Genomic DNA, 22,072 nt, shown 5'->3' with positions numbered 1-22,072 from the left:
CAATTCGTCATGCTCGGGCGCGCTGCGTGGTCACGCCGCGCTACCGCCTCCGCGCGCTGACCGATCATGACCGCGATCCGATCCACATCGCGGCGCCGACCACGGCGGTGATGCCGATGACCCAGATGGCGAGGCCTTCGGTCGCCGGACCGAAACCGCCCAGGTCCCAGCCGCCGGGGGACTTCTCCTCGGCCGCGTTCTTGACGTAGGCGACGATGTCGCGCTTCTCCTCCGACGACAGCTGACGGTCGGAGAACTTCGGCATGTTCTGCGGGCCGGTGAGCATCGCGGTGTAGAGCTGCGCCTCGCTGGCCGGCTCCAGCGGCGGGGCGAACTTACCGCCGGAGAGCGCACCGCCACGGGCGGTGAAGTTGTGGCAGGAGGCGCAGTTCATGCGGAACAGCTCCGAGCCACGGGCGATGTCGGCACCGCGCAGCGACTCCTGGGCGATCTCGCCGTTCGCGTCGCGGACCACCGAGGGGCCACCGCCGTTGGCGGCGACGTACGCGCCGAGCGCGTCGGTCTGGTGCGCGTCGAACTTCGGCGGCTTGCGCACGGCCTGGGCGCCGTTGGCGGCCATCGGCATGCGGCCGGTGGAGACCTGGAAGTAGACCGCGGCCTCGCCGACACCGATCAGGCTCGGACCACGGTCGGCGACACCCTGCAGGTTCGCGCCGTGGCAGGTGATGCAGGAGGTGTCGTAGAGCTGCTTGCCCTCGCGGATCAGCGCGGAAGTGTCCTCGTGCGCGGTGGCGACCTGGGGCTCGGGGGTGAGCGCGGTGGCCAGGAAGCCGGCTCCGACGAGGCCGACCATCAGCGCGAGAGCACCCGCGATACGACGGCGGGCGCGACGCTGCTTACGCGTCTTGGCGGCCTGACCGGTGCCGGGGCCAGCGGGCTCTGGGGCCGACGGGGGAGATGAACTCATCTGTGTCCCTTTGGAGTAGACGGAACCGACTTGTGCAAATGCTGTGCGCCCGCGCGCTAGCGGACGAAGTAGATCGTGGCGAACAGCCCGATCCACACGATGTCGACGAAGTGCCAGTAGTAGGACACCACGATGGCGGCGGTGGCCTGAGCGGGCGTGAACTTGCTCAGCGAGGTGCGGATGAGCAGGAACACGAACGCGATCAGACCGCCGATCACGTGCAGACCGTGGAAGCCGGTGGTGATGTAGAAAACCGAGCCGTAGGAGCTGCCGGCGATCGTGGTTCCCTCATGCACCAGGTGGTAGTACTCGTAGCCCTGGCCGAAGACGAAGAACGCGCCCATCAGCAGCGTGATCACGTACCAGCGGCGCAGGCCGAACACGTCGCCCTTCTCCGCGGCGAACACACCCATCTGGCACGTGAACGACGATGCGACCAGCACGGCCGTCACCGGAACGGCGAGCTTCATGTTCAGCTCGGTCGGCTCCGGGGGCCAGTTGCCGTGCGCCTGCGCGCGCGCAACGAAGTACATGGCGAAGAGGCCGGCGAAGAACATCAGCTCGCTCGACAGCCAGATGATGGTTCCGACGCTGACCATGTTGGGCCGGTTCAGCGAATGCACACGCTGAGTAATGGCCGATCCTGGGGTGCCTACTGCGGTCGTCACGGGGTAAGTATGACTCTTCGTAGTACGACAGCTGTACCCGGGTACGAAAGTTTGTCGCGTGAATCGGAAAACCCACGTACAGAGGGGGTCCGGAACCACCGTCGGCGTGTTGGCGGCTATCACGTGACGACCCATTGTGACAGCGTTGGATGTGGATAACCTGAGACGAGGAGGCGGCATGGTCGTGGTGCGGATGTGGCGGCGGTTGTTCGGCGGGCAGACCGAGTCGCTGGACCCGGCGCGGGCCGATCTGGTGGTGGTCGCGTCGAGTTTCGACGACGCGGAGTCCGCCTCGAGCGCCCTGGACCGGGCCACCGAGCTCGATCGCGAGGCCGAGGCGGTGCTGCGTCATCACCTGCGCCTGCCCGCCGACCAGGTCGACACCGCCGCCGAGATCGCCGGATACGACGGCTACCAGCGCGTCGAGAGCGATCGCCCGGCCACCGGCGACCTCGTCCCGGTGCTGTTGCAGCGCGTACAGCTGCTCGATCCGCTGAGCTGTTCGCAGGAACGCTCCCGGATGGCGGGGCTGGCCCAGCGCCACGACGGCGTCGCCGACGGCTGGGACGCGCTGCAGCCACCGCGTCCCGCACCGTAAACTCGCCCACGGCGCAAATGCCCTTGCGCCATCCCGGTGCGCCCGATCAGAGTTGCGTGCTGTGTCGTCGAACGGAGATGCGGAGCTGATGAGCGTGCGCAGCTGGCCCCAGGTGCTCGGAACCCTCGCCGACGGCGGCGACCTGGCCGCCGACGACACCACCTGGGTGATCGACGAGATCTTCACCGACAACGCCACCGCCGCCCAGATCGCGGCCTTCGGCGTCGCCATGAAGATCAAGGGCCCCACCCCCGCCGAACTGGGCGGCATGGTCGCGGGCATGCTCGGGCACGCCCGCCTGGTGCCCGGTGACGGCGACGCGGTCGACATCGTCGGCACCGGCGGCGACCGCTCCGGTTCGGTCAACATCTCCACCATGTCCTCGGTGGTGGTGGCGGCCAGTGGCGTGCCGGTGGTCAAGCACGGCAACCGGGCGGCCTCCTCCAAGGCGGGCGGTGCCGATGTGCTCGAGGCGCTGGGCGTGAAGCTGGCGCTGGGCCCCGAATCGGTGGCGCGCTCGGTGCGCGAGGCCGGGATCGGCTTCTGTTTCGCCCCGCTGTTCCACTCCGGGCTGCGCTTCGCCGGTCCGGCGCGCAAGGAGATCGGCATCCCGACCGTGTTCAACGTGCTCGGTCCGCTCACCAATCCGGCCCAGCCGCGCGCGGGGCTGATCGGTTGCGCGTTCGCGGACCTGGCACCGGTGATCGCGGGGGTGTTCGCCGAGCGCGGCGCGAGTGCGCTGGTGGTGCGTGGGCGCGACGGGCTCGACGAGATCACCACCTCCGACAGCACCGATGTGTGGATCGTCAGCGGGGGACGCGTCCGGCAGACCGTGCTGGACCCGACCAGCCTGGGTATCCCCCGCGTCGACCTGGACGCGCTGCGCGGCGGTGACGCCCAGGACAACGCGAAGATCGCCCGGGAGGTGTTCGCCGGGGCGCCCGGTGCGGTGCGCGACGCGGTGCTGCTGAACTCGGCCGCGGCGATCGTGGCCTACGACCTCTCGCGCGGGGTGGGCGATGTCGACCTGGATCTGGACGCCGCGCTGGCCGCGGGCATCGAGCGCGCCGCCGCCGCGGTGGACAGCGGCGCGGCGGCGAAGCTGCTGGAGACCTGGGCCGAGCTGACCCAGGCCCTCGACGAGGCCTGAGCGGGCGAAAACCTCACTCCCCCAGCGAGAATCCGGCTTCCACGTCGGCGCTGGAGTAGGACTTGAAGGCGATGTGGGTGGTGGTGCGGACCACGCCGGGCACCTTGTCGATGCCGCCGGTGACCACTTCGGCGATGCGTTCGTGGTCGCGCACCCGCACGATCGCGATCAGGTCGACATCGCCCGCGCAGGAGTACACCTCGGCGACTCCGGCGGTGTCGGCGAGCGCCTGCGCGGTCTCGGGGATGCGAGAGTTCTCGGCCTGGATCAGCACGATCGCGGTAATCATGGGATCAGCCTAGAACTTCGCGCCGCTCGGTGGCCGCTTTGAACCGGCGCATCAGCTCGTAGCTCTTCACGCCCGGCGCCGTCTCCACCGAACTGGACACGTCGACGCCGTAGGGCCGGTGCCGGGCGATGGTGTCGGCGACATTGTCCGCGTCGAGCCCGCCCGCCAGCACGACCTTGCCCGGCAGCGCGCGCACCCATTCGGGGAACTCCTCGAAGACCCCCGAGCCCGCACTGGCGTCGTAGAAGAAGTATTCGCTGGTCTGTCCCGGTTCCGGCGGCGCCGACGAGCAGAAGGCCAGGTTCGGCAGGTCGGCCCACCGGTACAGCTGCACCACGTCGAACGCGTCGGCCACCTCGGCGACCTCGGCGGGCTCCAAAGCCACCGCGAAGGTGCTGATCCGCCCGCGCGCGTATCCGGCCAGCGCTCGCGCCTGCTCCGGGGTGCGATACCGCTTGCTCTTGGTCGTGACCATGACCCCGATCGCGGAGTATCCGAGTTCCACGGCCCAGTCGATCTGCTCCTCGGTGGTCAACCCACACACCTTCACGAACATCCGCCGTCGATCCCTTTCGTCCGCGTCCAGCCACCACGATCCTGCGATATCCCCCATGATCCCGGATCACTGCTCGAACGCCTCCGGCAGGCTCGACGCCTGCACACTCGCGGGTCACAGCGGCCCCGGCATACCGGGTAGCGCCGACGTTGTGGACGCGAGCCCTCTGTGGCCGATGCGCGCGGCGTCTCCGGGGCGGCGGTGACGGTCAACGCTCGGCGAGGTATTCCTCGCCCTCGGTGCGCGCGGTGGCCGCTGTCCGGGCCCGTTGGGCCCAGGCGGCCCAGCGGGCGGCGCCGTGCAGGGGTTCGTGATAGCCCTCGCTGACCCGGACGATGCGGGCGCCCGGGGCCGTGAGCGCACGCGCGATGACGCCGACCTCCGCCGGCGAAGCGCCACGCAACGGGGGCATGTCGTCCTCGGCAGGCCGGAGCAGGTGGCCCACCTCGGCGGGTGACCGGTCGGCGGATGCCGCATCACCCAGGTCGGGGACGACGGTTTCGGCGGCGGCGAGGATCTGGTCGACGACGGCCATGGGTGGGGTGCCACGGCGGGCGGTGCCCGCGGCGGCGAGGCGGCCGTGGCGGATGACGGCGAACTCCCAGCCGCCCGCGCCGTCGGGCAGGGCGACGATCAGTTCGGCCAGCCGGGCCAGGGCGGCGAGGCGCTGGGTGCGGTGCAGCCGGGTGACGACGGTGGCGGTGCGGTCGCGCAGACGGGCGGCGGCTTCGAAATGCTCGGCGGCGGAATGGGTTTCGACGTGGTCGAGCATGGCGCGCAGGAGGGCGTCGCAGCGGCCGGTGAACAGGTCGCGGACCGCGTCGACGGCGGGGCGGTAGGTGAGCATGTCCAGGTCGCCATCGGGGTGGGCCGCGGGGCAGCCACCGACGGCGGCGGGCGGGCAGGTGTGGCGGGCGCCGCGGGCGAGCCGGGTGAGGCAGGTGCGCAGCCCGGCGAACTCCGCGATCGTCGCGCCCACATCGAGAGCGTCGGCGCGAGAGGTGAACGGTCCCAACGCCGTTCGCGTGGGTGTGCGCACCGTGGTGAAGCGGGGGAACGGTTCGTCGGTGAGAGTGAGCCACCATCCGCGGCGCGGGAACTTCGAGCGGCGGTTGTAGGGCGGCGCGTGCGCGGCCAGCAGGCGCAGTTCGCGCACGCCCGCCTCCAGTCCGTGCGCGCACACCACGTGGTCGACCCGATTCGCCAGTGCCACCATCTCTTTCATGCGGCCACGGGTCTCCGAGCCGGTGAAGTAGGTGCGTACGCGGCGGCGCAGATTCACCGCGGTCCCTATATAGAGGACTTCGTCGGAGGGTCCACGGAACAGGTAGACCCCGGGCGCGGCGGGCAGGTCGGCGGCGAAGGTGCGCTTGGCGCGCTGGGTGCCGGTGACCCCGGGCAGATAGTCGAGCAGTTCGGTCAGGCTGTGCACACCCTGGTTGCCGACCCGGGCGATGAGCGCGTGCAGCACGTCGACGGTGGCGCGGGCGTCGTCGAGCGCGCGGTGGGTGGGCGTGGTGGCGGCACCGAGCACCTGGGCCAGCACCCCGAGCCTGGCGGAGGGCGCCTCGTCCTTGGTGAGCACGCGCCGGGCCAGTTTCACCGTGCACAGCACCTGCGGATTCGGCCACTCGATCTGCTGGCGCGCCGCGGCCGCCTTCAGGAAGGCCGTGTCGAAGCGCGCGTTGTGCGCCACCAGCACCGCGCCCGCGGCGAATTCGAGGAACCCCGGCAGCACCGCCTCGATCCGCGGCGCCTCGTACACCATGGCCGTGGTGATCCCGGTGATCTGCACGATCGCGGGCGGAATCGCGAACCCCGGATTCACCAGGGTCGCGAACTCCCCCAGCACCTCTCCCCCACGCACCTTCACCGCCCCGATCTCGGTGATCGAATCCCCCTCCGGGCTGGTCCCGGTCGTTTCCAGGTCGACGACGACGAAAGTGGTGTCGTAGAGCGGGGTCTCCAGTTCGTCGAAGGCCAGCTGACGGGCGGCAGCCGGAAGTACGGGCTCGGGCACGATCGGCAGCGTAGGACGACGGTCCGACAACTTCGGCCCGCCCGGGGCCGGGCCGGCTCAGCGAGCGGTCGGTGGTGGTCGCCGCAATGTCGGGAAATCGCTGGGTAATCGGAATGGCGGCTTGTCGGAGTGCCAGGTCGGTAGAACGAAGGTGGGCACAACGGGGTAGCGCAGGTCGGCGGGAACCGATGTGCGCGGGGAGCGGTGGCCCGGGGGCGAGTCGGGCGGAGGCGGCTTCGACACCGCGACCGCCACGATCAGGATCAGCACCGCCACGACTGTGGCCACCGCCCAGACCCGCGCATCCGACTTCGGCGGATCGAGATACTCCGCGCGCCAGGAGAGCCGGTCGGCCGTGACCGAGCCGGACGAGGCCGCGATCCGTTCCAGCATCTCGCGTACCGCCGGACCGTAGGTGGGTTCGAGTTCTGCGGACCGGCGCAGGCGCGCGCGTGCTGCTTCCCAGTCTTCGCGCGCCGCGTCGTGACAGCCGAGGTAGTACAGCGCCTGGGCGTGCATCGGGTCCAGGCGCAGCGCCTCGGCGAAGGCGGTACCGGCCGCGACCCCCTCCGGCGACAGCGCGTCGTCGTCGCGCCACAGCGCCCGTCCCCGCACCACGTGCAGATCCGGGTCGGTGGGATCGAGTTCGAGGGCGGTGCCGATCGCGAGGAGCGCGGCGGCCGGGTCGTAGTGCGTCAACACCTGGGCACGCAACCGGTGACCATCCGGCGACAAGGGATGCAGAGCGACGCAGCGGTCGGCAGCGGCGAGCGCGGTCTCGTGATGTTCGAGCCGGATGTCGACGAAACCGGGATCGCACGCGCGCCACAGTGCCTGCTCGGACTGCACGATCGCCTGCCAGGCGACCAGGTTGTCCGGCTGCAGACGCACTGCGGCGCGTGCCGACGCACCCGCCTCGGCGGCATGGCCCGCACCCAGCAGGGCATAGGACAGATACGCGTGGGCGACGCTGTTGTCCGGCTCGGCGCCCAGCAGCGCGGCGAGTTCGGCCTGCGCGGCCTCGTGACGCCCGAGCCGGATCAGCACTTCCGCGCGGTCGAGCGTGTTCTGCCCGGAAGCCGCCTGCGCCGGGTTCAGCGCCGCTTCCGGCTCTGCAGATACCGGGAGAGGTCGTCATAGCTGCCGTCCCCGTTGGCGAACTCCACCACATTCCGGGCGGATTCGAACCAGGCGCCGGTGCTCGGGCGCACCTGGGCCAGGGTCGCGTCCAGGTCGGTCATGCCGATCGGGCGCACCTGGCCCGTCCGCACGGAGTCGGCCATGGCCAGCTGGGTGGCGGCGGTGCACACGTGGGCGAGGTCCGCGCCGGACAGGCCGTCGGTGCGGGCGGCCAGTGCCGACAGGTCGATGCCGGCCACCGGGCGGTCGCGCAGGTGGTAGTGCAGGATCGCCTGGCGCGCGGCGGTGTCGGGCAGGCCGACGAAGATCATCCGGTCGAACCGGCCCGGCCTGCGCAGGGCCACGTCGACGTCCCACGGGTGGTTGGTGGCGCCCAGGACGAAGATGCCCTCGTTGTCGCGGGTGGCCGAATCCAGTTCGGTGAGCAGCTGGTTGACCACGGTGCGCATGGTCGAGGACGCCTGCATCTGGCTGCGCTTGTGGCCGAGGGCGTCGATCTCGTCGAGGAACAGCACGCACGGGGCGTTGCGGCGGGCCATCTCGAAGATGCTGTGCACATTGCGTTCGCTGGCGCCGGTATAGATGTCGAGGATGTCGGTGATCTCGATCGGGTAGAAGTTGGCGCCCAGTTCACCCGCCACCGCCGAGGCGAGGAAGGTCTTGCCGCAGCCGGGCGGGCCGTAGAGCAGCAGGCCGCCGCGGGCCGAGGTGCCGAAGGCGGCGGCCAGTTCGGGATTGCGCAGCGGGCCGAACAGGGTGAGGTCGAGTTGGCGCTTCACCTCGTCCATGCCGCCCACGTCGGCCAGGCGCAGGGTGGGGCGTTCGACGGTGGCGGCGTCCTCGTCGGTGACGAACTCGGTGGGGGTGCCGTCGACGAAGGCGGGGGCGATGATGTCGCCGACCTGGTCCTCGGCGGCGGCCCAGTCGAATCCGCTCGCCGGCGCCTGCGCGGTGGGCGGCACCGACACCACCGGCGTCACGGGCGTGCCCGACAGCGCCGCGGTGCAGCGGGCCATCAGGGCCAGGACCTGCGCGTTGCCGGGCTCGGCGGCCAGCGCGATCCCGCAGTGCGCCAAGCCGTCCGCGTAGCGCTCCCGCTCGAGGAGCAGCTCGATGACGCACACGCGCAACGCGAGCACCCCCGGACTGCGGTCGAGCATGGTGAGCATGTCGGTGAGTACCTGGTCCTCGGCCACCGTTTTCCCCCTTCGAACTGCGATCTTCCGGTCGTACCCTAACCGCCGCAACGTTTTCGCCGCCAGCGCTGATACGCCCACCCCTGCCTCCGGCGACCAGGCAGTATGCGGACAGCGAAAGGCGGGGCGGCGGCATTTCGCGGTGAGGGTTTCGTTCCGATGCGAACAAAATGACCGCGCACATCGCCGAATGCGACCGGGCTCACAGTTTGCCGATAATCACATCACCGGAGCCGAATCGATCGGGTAAGCGGGGTTACCACTCCGGGCATGCTGCACGGCGCGGCGCACCCAGCCTGTTGACACACCGCCAATCAGGTGTCATACCCGTCATCGATCACCGACGACCTGGCACTTCCACCCCCGCCATCCCGCGATCGGCCGCCGACGAGCGCCTCCGACGCGCCGGGTTGCGGCCGGGAAACTCGCGAGAAATCCGCCGACGTTATCTTTTCGTGATCGGTGTGACGCAGCTCGCAGGCATTCGGCGGCCATATCGGCGGAAACCCGATGCGGACGGTTGTCCGACTTTACAAACCACCGTGATGTCTTCGTAACCTTTTCGAGACCTCACGGAGTCCGCCGCATCGGAAACGACCGCAGCGCGATGAAGCCCGCCGAGTCATACGGACCCGGCGTCGTGGGGCAGATTGGAAGTACCCGCATCATGGCGACCAACACCGTCAAGCGTCAGGCGCAGCGAGCCGTTGCCGCCGGAGCCGTCGGCGCTGCCACCATCGGCGCGTTCCTCCTGCCGGCCGCTCCCGCGTCGGCGACGCCCGTGACCGTGCCCGGCATCGGCACCTTCGAGGTGCCCAACGAGATCCCGCTGCCGCAGGGTGTCCCCGGCATCGAGATCCCGGCCGCGCCGCAGACCTTCACCGCGCCGCGCGCCACCGCCGCCGACATCGCCCTCGACGCGGCGATGAGCAAGATCGGCTCCCCCTACGTCTACGGCGCCGCGGGCCCGAACGCCTTCGACTGCTCGGGCCTGGTCCAGTGGTCCTACGCGCAGGCCGGTGTCGACGTGCCGCGCACCAGCGACGCGCAGCTCGGCGCTGGCACCCCGGTCTCCTTCGACGACCTGCAGCCCGGCGACCTGGTCTCGTTCTACGGCGGCGGCCACTCGGGCCTGTACGCGGGTGACGGCAATGTCGTGCACGCCTCCACCTCGGGTACCCCGGTGCAGCTCGCGCCGATCTCGTCGATGCCGTTCGCGGGCGCGCGCCGCTTCTGATCGGCCGGACACGGTGCGCTGTTCGCGGGGAAGGGCGCACCGTGACCCCTCCGTAGCCCTACTGGACACGGGCATACGCGGTTCCGTAACCTGATCGAGACCTTCGTGGCAGACGCGGCGATCGAGCTCGGGTACAACGCGGCAGCGAGACACATCGACAGAACGGGGCACGGGGCACTGTGACGGCACACCACCGCGATTCACGCCTGGCGCGTGGTTTCGCCGCAGTACTGTCCGGCGCGATCGTGGTGTGCGCCGCCTACACCGCGGGCCCCTCGCTGGCCGACCCGGTGGCGCTGCCCGCCACCGCCACCGACGCGATCGCCCGCATGGTGGAGCTGTCGCGCCAGGCCGAGCAGCTCAACCAGGCCGCGCTCAACGCCCAGACCGATCTGGACGCCAAGCTCGCCGTCCAGCAGGCCGCCGACTCCCAGCTCGCCGCGGCCACCGCCGTCGCCGACGCCGCCAGGGCCGAGGTGCGCAAGTTCCAGCCGATGATCGATCGCACCGCGATCGCCACCTATACCGGCGCGCGCACCGACCGTATGTTCGCGGTGCTGTCGAGCAATTCACCCCAGCAGCTGCTGGACAAGATGTCGACGCTGGACGTGATCGCCCAGCAGACCGCCGACCAGGTGCGCGAATTCAAGAAGGCCGCCGACGCCGCGACCGGGGCGGAGACCGTCGCCCGCACCGCCGCCGACGCCGCCCACACCGCCACCCAGGCCGCCGAGGCCGTGCGCACCGATGTCGACCGCAAACTCCACGACCTGAGCACCGCCACCACCGAGGTCGTGCAGGCGTGGGGCGCGCTGTCCACGCGCGACAAGTCCACCCTGGCCGGTTCGCCGTTCCCGCCCGGTTTCGATCGCGACTCGCTGCTGGCGGGCCTGGTCCCCGGCAGCGGCACCAGCGCGCTGGCCGCCGCGCTCACCCGCATCGGCGATCCCTATGTCTGGGGCGCCACCGGACCCGACCAGTTCGACTGCTCCGGCCTGGTGCAGTGGGCCTTCAAGCAGGTCGGCAAGGACGTGCCGCGCACCAGTTCCCAGCAGGCGAACTTCGGCACCCCGGTGGACCGCGACGACCTGCAGCCCGGCGACGTGGTGCTGTTCTATTCCGACATCTCCCACGTCGGGATCTACGCGGGCAACGGAATGATGGTGCACGCCTCCACCTTCGGTGTGCCGGTCGCCGTGGCCCCGATCGACACCACCCCGTACCACTCGGCCCGGCGATACTGAGCCGCCGGTGACCGAACCGTCCCGCCGCCCGTCCGGCCTGCGCTCCTGGTTCTCGGCCAACGGCCGCCTCGAGTTCTGCCTGACCCTCGCCTCGATCACCCTGCTGACCGGTGCCTGTGTTGCCCTGGTGCTGGTGCCCCGCAACGCCGGTCCATTGCAGCTGGCCACCGACGAGGCAGAGGTGCTCGACACCACCGAGGGCATCGACGACCCGCGGCTGACCCCGGTCCGCCGCGATCTACAGCCCTTCGGCCCGATCCTGGTGCGCCGCGTCGCCGTCGAGGGCTCCCCCGACGCGCTGCTGGTCGCCCACGACGGGCACCGCGCCGACCTGGCCACCCTCGAACAGGACCTCGCCCCGGCGATCGACGCCGTGAGCAGCGTGTGGGGCACCGACTGGAACCGCGCGCCGGTCATCGTGGTGGCGGGCACCCCGGCCGAGTTCACCGCGCTGACCCGATCGGCGGGCACCCCCGCGGCCGCCGACGTGGCCGCGGTCTCGCTGACCGGTTCCTACCCGCCGGGCACCCGGCCCACCGATCAGCGCATCGTGTTCAATCCGGACGCGCGCCGCCGCGTCGGCGACGAGGGCCTGGCCACGCTGTTGCGGCACGAGCTCACCCACGTCGCGACCAGGGCCGCCACCGGCGACGGTGCCCCGCAGTGGCTGCTGGAGGGCTACGCCGAGTTCGTCGCCCAGCGCGACCGGGGCGCCACCTTCTCCCAGATCGCGCCCACCCTGACCACCCGGCTGCGCGCGAACACCCTGCCCACCGACCTGCTCGCCGACGCCGCGTTCACCGGTACCGACGCCGCCTACGCCTACGAAGCCGCTTGGAGCACCTGCGCCTTCCTCGCCGACCGCTTCGGTGCCGACCGCCTCACCACCCTGTACCAGCGCCTGGCCGGTGGCCCGCAATCCGCCGCCGCGCAGGACGCCGCCTTCACCGCCGTGCTCGGCATCTCGCGCGCCGAGCTGCTCGACGGCTGGCGCGCGTGGTTACGCGCCCGCGCCGTCTGACCCCTGCGCGAGTCACACCGTGACACTCACCCACTAGGTTGTTCACTTATGGCCCGAACGCTGCTGGTTACCAACGATTTCCCGCCTAGGCCGGGCGGAATCCAGTCGTATCTGCAGGCGCTGACGAACCAGCTGCCCCCCGAGGACCTGGTGGTCTACGCCCCGCGCTGGCGCGGCGACAGCCACGAGAAGTTCGACGCCGCCCAGAAGTTCCGGGTGGTGCGCCACCCGACGACGCTCATGCTGCCCACCCCGGCGGTCGTGCGGCGGGCGAGCGCGCTGCTGCGCGAGCACGAGTGCGACACCGTCTGGTTCGGCGCCGCCGCCCCGCTGGCGGTGATGTCGCCGATGCTGCGCCGCGCGGGCGCCGAGCGCATCCTGGCCAGCACCCACGGGCACGAGGTCGGCTGGTCGATGCTGCCGGGCGCGCGTCAGGTCCTGCGCTCGATCGGCGAGAACACCGACGTGGTGACCTACGTCAGCAAGTACACCCGCGGGCGCTTCGCCTCGGCGTTCGGCCCGCGCGCCGCCCTCGAATACCTGCCGCCCGGCGTCGATCCCGCCGAGTTCCGCCCCGACCCGGCCGCGCGCGCCGAGCTGCGCGCCCGCTACGGCCTGGGTGAGCGCCCGACCGTGCTGTGCCTGTCGCGGCTGGTCCCGCGCAAGGGCCAGGACATGCTGATCGTGGCGATGACCGAGATCCGCAAGCGCGTCGACGGCGCGGTGCTGGTGATCGCGGGCGGCGGCCCGTACGAGGAGCGGCTGCGGGGCCTGGCCGAGGCCCTCGGTGTCGGCGACAGCGTCGTGTTCACCGGCCGGGTGCCCTCCGGCGAGCTGGCCGCCCACCACACCATCGCCGATGTGTTCGCCATGCCGTGCCGCACCCGCGGCGCCGGGCTGGACGTGGAGGGTCTGGGCATCGTCTTCCTGGAGGCCTCGGCGACCGGCGTCCCGGTGGTGGCGGGCGATTCCGGCGGTGCCCCGGAAACCGTGCGCGAAGGCGAGACCGGAACGGTCGTGCCGGGCCGTTCGGTGCAGCGGATCGCCGACGCGCTGGTCGAGCTGCTCACCGACCGCGACCGGGCCGCCGCGATGGGTGCCGCGGGCCGCGACTGGGTGCAGCGCAACTGGCACTGGGACCGCCAGGGTGCCCGCCTGCGGGAGCTGCTGCGGTGACACCCCGGCCTGCGCCGGTGTGGCGTCCACTACGCTCAGCGAGGTGAGCAGTATCCAGGTCGCAGATCAGACCTTCCTCGCCGCGCCGCCCGCCGACATCGCCGCCGTGCTCGCCGCCGCGAACAACTGGCGCCGCTGGTGGCCCGACCTGCGCCTCGACGTGCGCGAGGACCGCGGCGACAAAGGCATCCGCTGGACAGTGGCCGGCCCGCTGACCGGCACCATGGAGGTGTGGCTGGAAGCCGTCCCCGAGGGCGCGATCCTGCACTACTTCCTGCACGCCGAGCCCGCCGAGGCGCTGGCCCCGCGGGCCCTGGCCGCCGCCAACCGGGCCCGCCGGGTCGCGGGCAAGGACATGTCGTTCGAACTGAAGGCCCGGCTCGAGGCAGGCCGTCCAGCGGGTGTCGCGCCCGCGCACGCCACGGCGTCCTGAATCGCACGAAAGGAACTGCGTTCTGTCATGGCCGACCGGACCCAGCGCTCGATCGTCATCGAAGCACCGTCCCAGCAGGTGATGGCCGTCATCGCCGATCTGGAGTCCTACCCGGAGTGGGTGGCCGCCGCACAGTCGGTGGAGGTGCTCGACCGCGATGCCGCGGGCCGGGCGGTGACCGCCCGGTTCGTGCTGGACGCGGGCGTCGTCAAGGACACCTACGTGCTCAGCTACACCTGGCGCCCGGACGGCCGCGCGGTGAGCTGGCGGCTGCTCGAGGGTGACCTGCAGAAGGCCCAGGACGGCAGCTACGAACTGCGCGAGCGGCCCGACGGCGGCACCGAGGTCGTCTACGAACTCACCGTCGACCTGAACATCCCGATGATCGGCATGTTCAAACGCAAAGCCGAGAAGGTCATCACCGACACGGCCCTGAAGGAACTGAAGAAGCGAGTCGAGGGCTGAGCGCCCCGGGCGGTACCCGCGTCGAACTGTTCGTCGGCAAGGGCGGCGTCGGCAAGACGACCCTGGCCTGCGCGAGCGGGATGAGTTACGCGCGCGCCGGGCAGCGGGTGCTGATCGCCTCGCTGGACCAGGCCCATTCGCTCGGTGACGCGCTCGGTTTCCGGTTCCCGCACGACCCGGGCACGGTGGCGGGCGTGGCCAGGGTGGCGCCGGGCCTCGAGGTCATCGAGATCGATTCCCTCGCACTGCTCGAGGACCGCTTCCGCGAGGTGGTGCGGATGCTCGAGCAGGGCGGACAGCACGATCACGGCATCGACCTGGCCGCGCTGGACCCGGCCGAGCTCACCGGGCTGCCGGGCGTGCAGGAACTGCTCATGCTGGTCGAGATCGCCCAGTTCACCGAGGAGGACGACTGGGACGTCGTCGTCGTGGACTGCCCGCCCTCGGCCGACATGCTGCGCATCGTCACCGCCCCCGACACCCTGCTCAACTATCTGGAGCGGATCTGGCCCAGGCACGCGCGCACCATGAGCGCCATCGGCCCCGACCTGCGCAAGGCGGTGCTGGCGGCCACGGTGGAACGGATCGTCAAGGCGGTCACCCAGGTCCGCGATCTGCTCGCCGACCGCAAACGCACCACCGCCCGGCTGGTCACCGGACCCGAGCAGGTCGCCGTCGCCGAGTCGCGCCGGGTGCGCTCGGCGGCCGCGCTGCTGGGCCTGCGCCTGGACGCGGTGGTGGTCAACAAGGTGCTGCCCGCGGTGCCCCCGCCCGGCGAACACGCCCATCCGGCGGTGCACTGGTATCTCAATCGCCGTGCCGAACAGCTCGAGGTGGTGGCGCGGCTGCACGAGCAGCTCACCGACGTGCCCATCCTGATCGCCCCGCACGCGGGCACCGAACCCGTAGGCACCCACGCGCTCTCGGCGTTCTCCTACGAGGTCGACACGCTGCCCGGCCCGCACGCTCGAAGCGCGGATTCGGGCGAACCGATGGTTCGATGGGAGTCGGGCTCCGGGGTCGACTCCGTGTACGCGATGCGGATGCGGCTGCCGGTGGTCGATCCCGGCACCTTGCGGCTGGGCCGAGTGGAGGACGATCTGATCGTGGGAGCCGACGGGGTGCGCACCCGGGTACGCCTGGCACCGGTGCTGCAGCGCTGCACGGTGGCGGGCGCCGAGCTCGACGACGGTCATCTGGTGGTCCGCTTCCGGCCCGATCCGCGGGTGTGGCCCGCCGATCCGAACTACACGAAGGCGACCGCAGATGACCAGTGACAGGCAATCCGATCGCCGCGGCCACCACCCGGACGGTTTCGCGGAGTTCACCGAGGAGCTGCGGCTGCTCGCCGAGGTCCTGCTGGCCCGGGTCGAGCCGGTGCTACGCCGCACCGCCGCCGACGGCCAGGCCGACCTGGGTGGCTGCGCCTGGTGCCCGGTCTGCGCGGCCGCGGCCCTGGTCCGCGGCGACCACCACGACGTCGTCGCCGCCCTGGCCGACCACGGCACCGCCATGGTGACCGTCCTGCGCGAAGCCCTCGCCGGCGTCCCCGTCGACCCGCTGCTCCCCCCGGAGTGGATGGACCACGCCGCGGGCCACCCGCAGCCGGGCAGGCCGCCCGCCGGAAACGACCCCGCCGCCACCCCCGCCTCGCGCCCCACAGCGCCGGACACACACGCCACCACCACCACCGCATCCGGACCGCGCGCACACGCCACGAGTGCATCCGGACCGGGCGCGCACGCCACCACCGCATCCGGACCGAGCGCGCACGCCACCACCGCACCCGGACCGCGTGCGCACGCCACCCCCACCGCGTCCGGACCGGGCGCGCACGCCGAGGCAGCCGCCTCGGCGGAGCACGATGACCGCGCCGGCGCCGCGCAGACCGAGCGATCCCGGCCCCGCTGGGGCGCCCGCAAGGACCCCCAGACCCCGCGCCCACGCCGCGTCGACGAGTACCCCGCGACGCGCGGGCAGGGCGCGCCGACCCGCACCCCGCCCGTCCCGCCGATCTCCCCCGACTCCGGCCCGATCCCGGCCGCCGCGCCGACCGCCGACCCCGGGAACCCGCGCGGCACCGGCGACCGCCGCAAGCCCACCCGCGACTCCCGCGCGCGATACGTCGACATCCCGGTGACGATCCGGGGATGACCGGGCGGATCGACCCCCAACACCTGCTCACCGTCGGAATCGACGTGGGCGGCACCAACATCCGCGCCTCGGTGGTCGACGCCGAGGGCGAGGTGCTCGACACCGTGCAGGCGCCCACCCCGCACGCCGCGCGCGCCCTCGAGGACGCCATCGACCGCGCGGTGCGCGAGCTGGCCCGCAGGCATCCGGTCGCCGCGGTCGGGCTGGCCGTGGCCGGGTTCATCTCCGAGGACCGCTCCACGGTCCGCTTCGCCCCGCACCTGCCCTGGCAGGACGCGCCGGTCGCCCAGCGGCTCACCGCGCGCCTGGGCCTGCCGGTGCTGCTCGAGCACGACGCGAACGCCGCGGGCTGGGCCGAGTACCGCTTCGGCGCCGCGGCGGGCGGGCACACGGTGGTGCTCGTCGCGATCGGCACCGGCATCGGCGCGGCCCTGCTCATCGACGGGCAGCTCTACCGCGGCAGCCACGGTGTCGCCCCCGAGCTGGGTCACCTGCAGGTCGTGCCCGCGGGCCGGGCCTGCCCGTGCGGCAAACGCGGCTGCTGGGAGCGCTACTGCAGCGGAACCGCCCTGGCCGACACCGCCATCGAACTGCTGGCCACCGACCCGGTGCGCTCGGTGCTGGCCCGCGACGTCGCGCGCGACCCCGGCTCGCTCACCGGCCGCCGGGTGGCCGGTGCCGCCCAGGACGGCGACCCGCTGGCGACCCGGGTGATGGCCGATTTCGCGCGCTGGCTGGGCCTGGGCCTCGCCTTCGTCAGCGACATCTTCGATCCGGACCTGGTGGTCATCGCCGGTGGCGTGAGCAGTTCGGCGCCGCTGTTCCTCGACGAGGCCCGCGAGCACTACGCGAGCGCGGTCACCGGCGCCGGGCACCGGCCGCTGGCCCGGCTGCGCACCACCCAGCTCGGCGAGGCCGCCGGCATGATCGGCGCCGCCGAATTGGCCAGGGCCACCCTCGGCGCGCCGGTGGCGGGAACCGGCGGGAGATGAGGGTCACATCCATGTGTGACGGCTACCGTCCTGGGTTGGTTGTGACCTTCGACCAGCGGTAAAGTCGATTCCCGACGAGGCTGCACACCCATATCCGGTCCCCGAGGAAAGGACGCCATGTTCTACTGGCTGCTCAAATACATCTTCCCGGGACCGTTCATGCACCTCTACAACCGGCCCGTGGTGGAGGGCGTCGAGAACATTCCGGCCGACGGTCCGGCGATCATGGCGGGCAACCACCTCTCCTTCGCCGACTGGCTGTTCGCGCCGCTGCTGAGCCCGCGCCGGATCAACTACCTCGCCAAGGCGGAGTACTTCAACACCCCCGGTGTGAAGGGCCGCCTGCAGAAGTTCTTCTTCAGCGGCACCGGCCAGTTCCCGATCGACCGCAGCGGCGCCTCGGCCGCCGAGGACGCGCTCAACGCGGCCCGCAAGCTGCTCGACGAAGGCCGCCTGGTCGGCCTGTACCCGGAGGGCACCCGCTCCCCCGACGGCCGCCTCTACAAGGGCAAGACCGGCATGGCGCGCCTGGCCCTGGAGACCGGTGTCCCGGTCATCCCGGTGGCCGTCATCGGCACCGACGAGGTGAGCCCGCCCGGACCGTTCAAGTGGCGCCGCAAGCGCGTCACCCTGAAGTTCGGTGCGCCGCTGGACTTCTCGCGCTACGAGGGGATGAGCGGCAACCGCTTCGTCGAGCGCGCCGTCACCGACGAGGTGATGTACGAGCTGATGCGCCTGACCGGCCAGGAGTACGTCGACGTGTACGCGCACAGCCTCAAGAAGGGCGTCGCCCCGACCGATCGTCAGCTCGACGCCACCCGCATCCCCGATACCGCCGCGGGCTGACAAGCGAACCTTAAGCGTCATCGGCCAGACTGCCGGACATGTTCAAGCAATTGCTGGCCGCGGCCGGTGTCGGTGGTGCCGAGGTCGATACCGAATTGTTCACTCCCGGTGTGCAACCCGGGGGTCGTGTCGAAGGGGTGATCCGGCTGCGCGGCGGCCGGCTCGACCAGTCCATCGCGCAGGTGTCGGTCGAGTTCAGCACCCGGGTGGAACGCGAATACGGCGACGGTGAGGAACACGTCACCGACCACGGGTTCGGCCGCACCCCCGTCGCGGGCGCGTTCACTCTGGGGGCCGGGCAGGTCACCGAATTCCGTTTCGCCGCACCGGTTCCGCTGGAAACCCCGATCACCTTCTTCGACGGCAGGCATCTGCCCGGTGCCGCGGTGGCGCTGCGGACCGCGGTCGACATCCACGGTGCCGTCGACAGCACCGACACCGATCCGATCGGGATCGGCGCCCTGCCCGCCCAGCACGTCGTCCTGGACGCCGTGCGGCGCATGGGTTTTCCGCTGCTGCGCACCGACGTGGAAGCGGGCGGCATCCGTGGCCTGCCGCAGCGGCTGCCGTTCTACCAGGAGATCGAGTTCGGCCGCTCCCCGCACTTCCCCCGGGTGAACCAGCTCGAGGTCACCTTCGTAGCCGCCGAGCACGGAGTGCACGTGGTGCTGGAGGCCGATATCGAGGGTGGCTGGTTCCGGGAGGACCGCGACGGCATCGGCATGTTCCTGGTGGAGCACGCGCGGGCGGGTCAGCAGGACTGGACCGCCGAGATCCACCGCACGCTGCACGCAATCGGCGCCCTGGGCTGATTCCGCGCCGCCGGGCCACGACAGGCCGCCCACCCGGTTGGTAGCCTGCTCTGGGCACGACGCCGACGGGTGGGCAGCCACCACACCGGTGGCCGGCGTCGGCGCGACAGTGAGGTGGAGATGATCGGCCGCGATCCCGAGGGCCGGGTGATGCCGTTCGTCCGGCCGGCACCCCCGCGACGCACCGGCAATCCACCCACCGGCCAGGTCGCGCGCAGCGCCCGGCTGGCGGCGGTCCCGGTCGCCTACGCGGGCCGCCGGATCGCGGGGTTCGGCAAGAAGGTGGCCGGCAGGCCGCCCGCCGACGTCGACCGCGACATCCGTACCCGCACCGCCGAGCACCTGTTCCAGGTGCTCGGCGAGCTCAAGGGCTGCGTGGCCAAACTCGGTCAGCTGCTCGGGCTGCTCGAACTCGGGCTCGGCCCCGATCTGGCCGAACCGTACCGCCAGGCCCTGGCCCGCCTGCACGATTCGGCCCCGGCCATGCTGCCCGGCGCCGTGCACACCGAACTGGCCACCCACCTCGGTCCCGACTGGCGGTCGCTGTTCCTGGAATTCGAGGACCGCGCCTCGGCGGCGGCCTCGGTGGGCCAGGTGCACCGGGCGCGCTGGCACGACGGCACCCCGGTCGCGGTGAAGGTGATGTACCCGGGCGCGCGGCGCGCGGTGCTGGCCGACCTGCAGGCCCTGCGCCGGGCCACCCCGCTGTTCACCGCGCTGCTGCCCGGCGCCGACACCCGCCCGGTGATCGAGGCGCTGTGCGAGGAGATCCGCGCCGAACTCGACTACGCCCGCGAGGCCGCCAACCAGCGCGCGTTCGCCGCCGCCTTCGCCGACGACCCGGACGTGGTGCTGAGCCGGGTGATCGCCCAGCAGGGCGACGTGCTGGTCACCGAGTGGCTCGACGGTGTGCCGCTGTCGCGGCTGATCCTGCGCGGGGAGGCCGCCGAACTCGACCGCCTCGGCGTGCTGATCCTGCGCTTCCTGTTCTCCGCTCCCGCCCGCGCCGCCCACGTCTACGGCGATCCGCATCCGGGCAACTTCCTGCGCATGCCCGACGGCAGGCTCGGCGTGGTCGACTTCGGCGCGTGCATGCCGTGGCCCGCCGCCTTCCTCGACGTCGCCGGTGACGTGGGCGCCGCCGTCATCGCCGACTCCCCCGCCGACCTCGAGGCCGCCATCCGCCGCCACGGTTTCGTCGCCCCAGGCCGCGAACTCGACATCGAGACCGTGGCCGCCCGCCTGCAACCGGTCCGCGACGCCCTGATGGCCCCCACCTACCCGCTCTCGGCCGACTGGCTGCGCAAACAGGTCCGCCTGGCGACCGATCTGCGGCTGTCGAACGTGCTGCGCCAGCTGACCATGCCACCGGACCACACACCGATCCTGCGTTCGTTCCTCGGCGGGGTCGCGGTGCTGTGCCAGTTGCAGACCGCGGTGCCGCTGCGCGCGGAGTGCACCCGCTGGTATCCCGAGACCGCGGCGGCCGCGGGACTCTGAGCTGTCCCACAGCGTTCACCCGGTGTTGCCACGGCGACGACCCGATGTTGTCTCCCGCGCTGCACGGTGTCAGGCATGTCAGGTTCGGCTTTCCCCGTGTCCCGGCGCACCGTGCTGCGCGCCGCCGCCCTCGGTCTGGTGACCGCGCCCGCCCTCGCGGCCTGTGGTCGCGACGGCGGCCCGGCGCTCGTGCGCGAGCGTCCCACCCTCACCCACGGCATCGCCACCGGCGACCCGCGCAGCGACGGCGCCCTGATCTGGGCGCGATCCGACCGCCCCGCGACGATGATCGTGGAGACCTCGGCCACCGAATCCTTCGCCGACGCCCGCCGGTTCACCGGCCCGCTGCTCACCCCCGGCTCCGACGGCACCGGCCGGTTCCGGCTCGAGGGCCTGCCGTCCGGTCAGCTCGTGCACTACCGCGTCCGCCTCGAGGGCGAGAACGGCGCCGCCTCCGAGACCCTCACCGGCGTCTTCCGCACCGCCCCCACGACCGCCTCCGACATCACCCTGCTGTGGTCCGGTGACGTGGCGGGCCAGGGCTTCGGCATCAACCCCGACCTCGGCGGCATGAAGGTCTTCTCCACCATGGCCGAGCGCGACCCGCACCTGTTCCTGCACTCCGGCGACGGCATCTACGCCGACAACGCCCTGGCCGAATCCGTGACGCTGCCCGACGGCCGCGTCTGGCGCAATGTCACCGCCGAGGCGAAGAACGCCCCCGCCGAGACCCTCGACCAGTTCCGCGGCAACTACGCCTACAACCTCACCGACGACAACTACCGCCGCTTCAACGCCGCCGTCGCCCAGGTGGTGCAGTGGGACGACCACGAGACCACCAACAACTGGTCACCGGGCGGTACCGTCGCCGCGAGCAAGAACTACACCGAGCGCAATATGGACATCCTCGCGGCCCGCTCCTGGCAGGCCTTCCACGAGTGGATGCCGCTCGCGCCCGCCGAGGCCGTCGACGGGCGCCTCTACCGCAAGATCTCCTACGGCCCGCTGCTGGAGGTGTTCGTCCTGGACATGCGCGCCTACAAGGACCTCAACGGACCCAACACCGGCCCCGCGGGCCAGATCTTCGGCCCCGCCCAGACCCGCTGGCTCATCGAGGGCCTGCGCGATTCGACGGCCACCTGGAAGATCGTCGCCGCCGATCTGCCGCTGGGCCTGGCCGTCCCCGACGGCGAAACCGCCTGGGAGGGCCCGGCCAACGGCACACCGGGTGCGCCCTCGGGCCGGGAAACCGAAGTGGCGCAGGTGCTCTCGGCGATCAAGGCGAACAAGGTCACCGATGTCGTCTGGCTCACCGCCGACGTGCACTACACCGCCGCGCACCACTACTCCCCGGCGCGGGCGGCCTTCACCGATTTCGACGAGTTCTGGGAGTTCGTCTCGGGTCCGCTCAACGCCGGCGCCTTCGGCCCCAACGAGCTCGATCCCACCTTCGGGCCCGAAGCCGCCTTCGTGCACGCGCCGCCCACGCCCAACACCTCCCCGCTCGATCCCGGGTACCAGCATTTCGGCGAGGTCCGCATCGACGGCCGCTCCCGCGCGCTGACGGTGAATCTGTGTGACTCGACCGGAAAAGTCCTGTTCAGCAAGGAACTCACGCCCGCGGCGAAATAGCTGCGAAGTACCCTG

The 22,072-nt window shown here is 71.6% G+C and carries 22 protein-coding genes; 15 read left to right on the top strand and 7 right to left on the bottom strand.

The window, feature by feature from the left end:
• Window positions 1-64: 64 nt before the first annotated feature.
• Together ACFC06_RS27250 and ACFC06_RS27245 are read right to left on the bottom strand one after the other, a co-directional pair.
• The gene (locus tag ACFC06_RS27250; protein WP_375937675.1) at window positions 65-928 is read right to left on the bottom strand and encodes a c-type cytochrome; all 864 of its coding nucleotides are present in this window, start codon (window positions 926-928) and stop codon (window positions 65-67) included.
• Between the two features lie 56 nt (window positions 929-984).
• Window positions 985-1,596 (bottom strand): heme-copper oxidase subunit III, encoded by a 612-nt coding sequence (locus ACFC06_RS27245; protein WP_375937672.1) that lies wholly within the window; start codon window positions 1,594-1,596, stop codon window positions 985-987.
• Between the two features lie 178 nt (window positions 1,597-1,774).
• On the opposite strand from ACFC06_RS27245, the gene ACFC06_RS27240 reads away from it, so the two are divergent.
• Entirely contained in the window at window positions 1,775-2,194 is a 420-nt protein-coding gene (locus ACFC06_RS27240; protein ID WP_375937669.1) for a hypothetical protein, read from the top strand.
• Between the two features lie 88 nt (window positions 2,195-2,282).
• Window positions 2,283-3,344, top strand: a complete 1,062-nt coding sequence (gene trpD / locus ACFC06_RS27235; RefSeq protein WP_375937666.1) for an anthranilate phosphoribosyltransferase — start codon at window positions 2,283-2,285, stop codon at window positions 3,342-3,344.
• Window positions 3,345-3,357: 13 nt separating this feature from the next.
• Here trpD and ACFC06_RS27230 read toward each other — a convergent pair whose 3' ends face one another.
• The 5 genes from ACFC06_RS27230 to ACFC06_RS27210 form a co-directional block, all read right to left on the bottom strand.
• A complete protein-coding gene (locus tag ACFC06_RS27230; RefSeq protein ID WP_278265520.1) occupies window positions 3,358-3,633 on the bottom strand; it encodes an Lrp/AsnC family transcriptional regulator in 276 nt (91 codons plus the stop codon).
• 4 nt (window positions 3,634-3,637) lie between these two features.
• On the bottom strand, window positions 3,638-4,168 hold the full coding sequence (locus ACFC06_RS27225) for a hypothetical protein (protein ID WP_375937663.1): 531 nt from the start codon (window positions 4,166-4,168) through the stop codon (window positions 3,638-3,640).
• 229 nt (window positions 4,169-4,397) lie between these two features.
• On the bottom strand, window positions 4,398-6,209 hold the full coding sequence (locus ACFC06_RS27220; protein ID WP_375937660.1) for a DEDD exonuclease domain-containing protein: 1,812 nt from the start codon (window positions 6,207-6,209) through the stop codon (window positions 4,398-4,400).
• 57 nt (window positions 6,210-6,266) lie between these two features.
• A complete protein-coding gene (locus ACFC06_RS27215; protein WP_375937945.1) occupies window positions 6,267-7,307 on the bottom strand; it encodes a tetratricopeptide repeat protein in 1,041 nt (346 codons plus the stop codon).
• The gene (locus ACFC06_RS27210; protein ID WP_375937657.1) at window positions 7,304-8,545 is read right to left on the bottom strand and encodes an ATP-binding protein; all 1,242 of its coding nucleotides are present in this window, start codon (window positions 8,543-8,545) and stop codon (window positions 7,304-7,306) included. Before ACFC06_RS27210 ends, ACFC06_RS27215 begins: the two co-directional genes overlap by 4 nt.
• Window positions 8,546-9,212: 667 nt before the next feature.
• On the opposite strand from ACFC06_RS27210, the gene ACFC06_RS27205 reads away from it, so the two are divergent.
• The 13 genes from ACFC06_RS27205 to ACFC06_RS27145 all read left to right on the top strand — a co-directional run bounded on the left by ACFC06_RS27205 (window position 9,213) and on the right by ACFC06_RS27145 (window position 22,057).
• Window positions 9,213-9,782: a C40 family peptidase gene (locus ACFC06_RS27205; protein ID WP_375937654.1), complete on the top strand. Its 570-nt coding sequence runs from the start codon at window positions 9,213-9,215 to the stop codon at window positions 9,780-9,782.
• Between the two features lie 179 nt (window positions 9,783-9,961).
• Window positions 9,962-11,026, top strand: coding sequence for an NlpC/P60 family protein (locus tag ACFC06_RS27200; protein WP_375937651.1), 1,065 nt, complete (start codon window positions 9,962-9,964; stop codon window positions 11,024-11,026).
• 7 nt (window positions 11,027-11,033) lie between these two features.
• A complete protein-coding gene (locus ACFC06_RS27195; protein WP_375937648.1) occupies window positions 11,034-12,047 on the top strand; it encodes a peptidase MA family metallohydrolase in 1,014 nt (337 codons plus the stop codon).
• A gap of 48 nt (window positions 12,048-12,095) precedes the next feature.
• A complete protein-coding gene (locus ACFC06_RS27190; RefSeq protein ID WP_375937645.1) occupies window positions 12,096-13,223 on the top strand; it encodes a glycosyltransferase family 4 protein in 1,128 nt (375 codons plus the stop codon).
• Window positions 13,224-13,266: 43 nt separating this feature from the next.
• A complete protein-coding gene (locus tag ACFC06_RS27185) occupies window positions 13,267-13,656 on the top strand; it encodes a polyketide cyclase / dehydrase and lipid transport (protein ID WP_375937642.1) in 390 nt (129 codons plus the stop codon).
• 27 nt (window positions 13,657-13,683) lie between these two features.
• On the top strand, window positions 13,684-14,121 hold the full coding sequence (locus ACFC06_RS27180; RefSeq protein ID WP_375937638.1) for an SRPBCC family protein: 438 nt from the start codon (window positions 13,684-13,686) through the stop codon (window positions 14,119-14,121).
• Window positions 14,118-15,398, top strand: a complete 1,281-nt coding sequence (locus tag ACFC06_RS27175; RefSeq protein ID WP_375937942.1) for an ArsA family ATPase — start codon at window positions 14,118-14,120, stop codon at window positions 15,396-15,398. Before ACFC06_RS27180 ends, ACFC06_RS27175 begins: the two co-directional genes overlap by 4 nt.
• Complete coding sequence (locus ACFC06_RS27170; RefSeq protein ID WP_375937635.1) at window positions 15,388-16,275, top strand: hypothetical protein; 888 nt, start codon at window positions 15,388-15,390, stop codon at window positions 16,273-16,275. Before ACFC06_RS27175 ends, ACFC06_RS27170 begins: the two co-directional genes overlap by 11 nt.
• On the top strand, window positions 16,272-17,267 hold the full coding sequence (locus ACFC06_RS27165) for an ROK family protein (protein ID WP_375937633.1): 996 nt from the start codon (window positions 16,272-16,274) through the stop codon (window positions 17,265-17,267). The genes ACFC06_RS27170 and ACFC06_RS27165 overlap by 4 nt, the downstream gene beginning before the upstream one ends.
• A 117-nt stretch (window positions 17,268-17,384) precedes the next feature.
• The gene (locus ACFC06_RS27160; protein ID WP_375937630.1) at window positions 17,385-18,113 is read left to right on the top strand and encodes a lysophospholipid acyltransferase family protein; all 729 of its coding nucleotides are present in this window, start codon (window positions 17,385-17,387) and stop codon (window positions 18,111-18,113) included.
• Window positions 18,114-18,151: 38 nt separating this feature from the next.
• Window positions 18,152-18,925 (top strand): sporulation protein, encoded by a 774-nt coding sequence (locus ACFC06_RS27155; protein ID WP_375937627.1) that lies wholly within the window; start codon window positions 18,152-18,154, stop codon window positions 18,923-18,925.
• Window positions 18,926-19,045: 120 nt separating this feature from the next.
• Window positions 19,046-20,425 carry an AarF/UbiB family protein gene (locus tag ACFC06_RS27150; RefSeq protein ID WP_375937624.1) on the top strand — a complete coding sequence of 460 codons (1,380 nt, stop codon included), beginning with the start codon at window positions 19,046-19,048 and terminating at the stop codon, window positions 20,423-20,425.
• Window positions 20,426-20,500: 75 nt separating this feature from the next.
• Entirely contained in the window at window positions 20,501-22,057 is a 1,557-nt protein-coding gene (locus ACFC06_RS27145; protein WP_375937621.1) for an alkaline phosphatase D family protein, read from the top strand.
• The last annotated feature ends 15 nt before the right edge of the window (window positions 22,058-22,072 follow it).

It is taken from the genome of Nocardia sp. NPDC056064 (genome assembly GCF_042266925.1).
Classification (GTDB): Bacteria; Actinomycetota; Actinomycetes; order Mycobacteriales; family Mycobacteriaceae; genus Nocardia.
This window is presented reverse-complemented; position numbering and strand designations above follow the sequence as displayed.

What these genes read in the sequence shown, in the direction of transcription:
- ACFC06_RS27180 (WP_375937638.1), top strand. Translation starts at nt 13,684, where the DNA reads ATGGCCGACCGGACCCAGCGCTCGATCGTCATCGAAGCACCGTCCCAG.
- ACFC06_RS27145 (WP_375937621.1), top strand. Translation starts at nt 20,501, where the DNA reads ATGTCAGGTTCGGCTTTCCCCGTGTCCCGGCGCACCGTGCTGCGCGCC.
- ACFC06_RS27150 (WP_375937624.1), top strand. Translation starts at nt 19,046, where the DNA reads ATGATCGGCCGCGATCCCGAGGGCCGGGTGATGCCGTTCGTCCGGCCG.
- ACFC06_RS27190 (WP_375937645.1), top strand. Translation starts at nt 12,096, where the DNA reads ATGGCCCGAACGCTGCTGGTTACCAACGATTTCCCGCCTAGGCCGGGC.
- ACFC06_RS27205 (WP_375937654.1), top strand. Translation starts at nt 9,213, where the DNA reads ATGGCGACCAACACCGTCAAGCGTCAGGCGCAGCGAGCCGTTGCCGCC.
- ACFC06_RS27240 (WP_375937669.1), top strand. Translation starts at nt 1,775, where the DNA reads ATGGTCGTGGTGCGGATGTGGCGGCGGTTGTTCGGCGGGCAGACCGAG.
- trpD (WP_375937666.1), top strand. Translation starts at nt 2,283, where the DNA reads ATGAGCGTGCGCAGCTGGCCCCAGGTGCTCGGAACCCTCGCCGACGGC.
- ACFC06_RS27165 (WP_375937633.1), top strand. Translation starts at nt 16,272, where the DNA reads ATGACCGGGCGGATCGACCCCCAACACCTGCTCACCGTCGGAATCGAC.
- ACFC06_RS27170 (WP_375937635.1), top strand. Translation starts at nt 15,388, where the DNA reads ATGACCAGTGACAGGCAATCCGATCGCCGCGGCCACCACCCGGACGGT.
- ACFC06_RS27155 (WP_375937627.1), top strand. Translation starts at nt 18,152, where the DNA reads ATGTTCAAGCAATTGCTGGCCGCGGCCGGTGTCGGTGGTGCCGAGGTC.
- ACFC06_RS27160 (WP_375937630.1), top strand. Translation starts at nt 17,385, where the DNA reads ATGTTCTACTGGCTGCTCAAATACATCTTCCCGGGACCGTTCATGCAC.
- ACFC06_RS27250 (WP_375937675.1), bottom strand. Translation starts at nt 928, where the DNA reads ATGAGTTCATCTCCCCCGTCGGCCCCAGAGCCCGCTGGCCCCGGCACC.
- ACFC06_RS27230 (WP_278265520.1), bottom strand. Translation starts at nt 3,633, where the DNA reads ATGATTACCGCGATCGTGCTGATCCAGGCCGAGAACTCTCGCATCCCC.